At 38.8% G+C, this 2,320-nt stretch carries 1 protein-coding gene; it reads right to left on the bottom strand.

Annotated features, from left to right (window positions below; all coding sequences use genetic code 11):
- On the bottom strand, positions 1–2,073 hold a 2,073-nt coding region (locus tag U9M98_03505), incomplete at its 3' end, for a hypothetical protein (protein MEA2020747.1).
- Positions 2,074–2,320 lie beyond the last annotated feature (247 nt).

Here is a 2,320-nt window from a genome sequence, read left to right as displayed (position 1 = left end):
AACCTCCACCACTACCTCCTGATCCCCATCCACCACTATTTCTGCTACCCCCTCCCCTACCTCATCTGCGCTATCTGCGTTATCTGCATTCGCGTCTACTCGCCTCTGGTCTTCTCCAAATTTGCGTCCATTAGCATCGGTCTCCAGAATTACATTTTTACGGGGGTCAAAGTTCTCATCTTCCAACAAATTTAGAGCTTCCTCTGCCGACTGCGCCTCAATAATCTCGGAAACAAAACTTGCTCGGGGCAGCGCGTCTAGGTTTTCATAAAGATACACACCAGAAGATTGCACTTCTTCCCAATTCTTTTCTCCTGCAAAACCCAAAAGCTCCAACTCATAAGGAAGCGTTTTCTCAAATTCCCACACCTTTTCCAGCACCAAGTTATCACTTGCTAATTCTAACCCGCTAAGAACATAATTTGCAGAAGTAAGATCCAAAAATCTATCAAATATGGGATTCACTACCACTTTCTGGGAATTATAATGCCACCCCAAAAAGTATGCCCACCGGTGAAAAAACTTAGTCCCGCGCCGGAGTGCAATTCCAAAATGTCTATTAACAGAAGGCAAAGAGTGCACAAGGTTATAATTTGGAGGAAGTAGGTTCCGCAGCCCAAATTGGACAGATAAATCATCTATCAATCGGAAATTGTAGCTGTTAGCACCAAAAGTAAAGAAACGATAAGAAGGAGAAAGCTTACCTTTCAAATAGCGGGCAGAGGACGGCATTTCAAACCACTGCTCCGCCAATACCCACTGATTAACTGGTTTGTTAAAAGTAAAAAGCTCGCCCAAAAGAAGGAAAACAAGTGCAAAAGGCAATAAATTTTCCCAAAGACTTGGAAAATCAAAGCTCAATAAAGTATCTAACCCAAAACCTGCCAAAAGTGCCAATCCCAGATTTACAACAGACATTAGCCGTGTAGGGTGCTGGAAAATTTTCATAAAAGGAACTATCCGCCAAAAAATTTCAAAAAAAGGTGTTGTTCTTCCTAGACAAAACACAAAAGATAAAACAACCAAGAAAAGCAAAGCACAAACCCTTTTTCTATGCCTAGAAAAAACAATACCTATCAGTACCAATACCAGAGTGCTAACCCCAATAAAACCGAATGTCTCCCAAGCACTAATTGTTTCTACATGTTGCCCGTAAAAAACCGGCTTAGAAAAGTCAGCTTTCCCCGGTAGTATAAAATGCAAAAGATGGGAAAAGGGGAAAGTATAGGCAACAGCTCGCGAAAATGCCAACCCCAACCCACGTTCGGAATTTTTTATAAATTCAAAACTAATTAAAAACTGCACTCCAGAAACTAAAAAAGCCAAAACCAAAGACCCAACCCAATTTGCTAAAAAAACCAACTTATCACCTAGCCTTTTTTCTTGATAGCTAAAAATCAGAAGAGAAAGAACAAAAAACCCAAGCACTACTTGAAAGTAGTAAAGTATCTGTAAATGACCAGCTAAAAATACTAATGAATAGATCAAAGAAAGAATTAAAAATGTTTTCAGGTTTCTTTTCTCCACCAACTGCAAAACAAGCAAAAAAATAAGTGGAAAAAAAGCTGCTACCTGAACCATACTTAAATGAGAAAAATGAGCTGCGAAAAAACCACCTAAACCATAGGCAATACCTGCAAACAGACCTGCAAAAAAGGATAAAGAAAATGCTTCTTTAGCCAAAAGGTAAGTAAAGAAACAAGCTAAGAATAAATGAAATGCCAAAGAAAAATTAAAGGCGAAAGGCATAGGTAAAAGCCCAAAAATTAGAATATTTAAAGGATAAAAAGCACCTAGTTGGCTCTCAGCAGCAACTGGGAAGCCCGCGCCAACACCCAAAACCCATAAAGGAATTTGCCCTGCTTTTAAATTTTGAGCGTAGAAGTGTTTCAAAGGATAGGAAAAGCTCATTAAGTCAGAGTGAATAAGTCCAGTAGTAACAAAAACCTCTCCCTTAGCTAGGACAGGAAAAAAATAAACAAAAATTATCAAGGCAATAATAATAAGTGCTAATAGGTGCTGTTTCCAAGATTGTAAATTGTCTATTTCCTTTAAAGCTATGCTTAAGTTCATATTTGGTATTTAACTAGCAATTAGCAGCTAGTAACTAGTAACTGGTAACACGTTATACGTTATACGTTATACGTTATACGTTATACGTTATACGTTATACGTTATAAGCTATTCGTTATTCGTTACCCGTCCGCCAGCCGGCGGATCGGGTGTCCGTATTCCGCGTACGATGTACAGCACCCCACTCTCCGCATTTGTCATTTGATATTTGTCATTTGTAATTTGTAATTTATTTTTATCTCCTATC

It is taken from the genome of Patescibacteria group bacterium (assembly GCA_034659915.1).
GTDB lineage: Bacteria > Patescibacteriota > WWE3 > JAUXAW01 > JAYEID01 > JAYEID01.
Note: the sequence above shows the minus strand (reverse complement) of the source record. Positions and strands in the feature narration are given on the sequence as shown.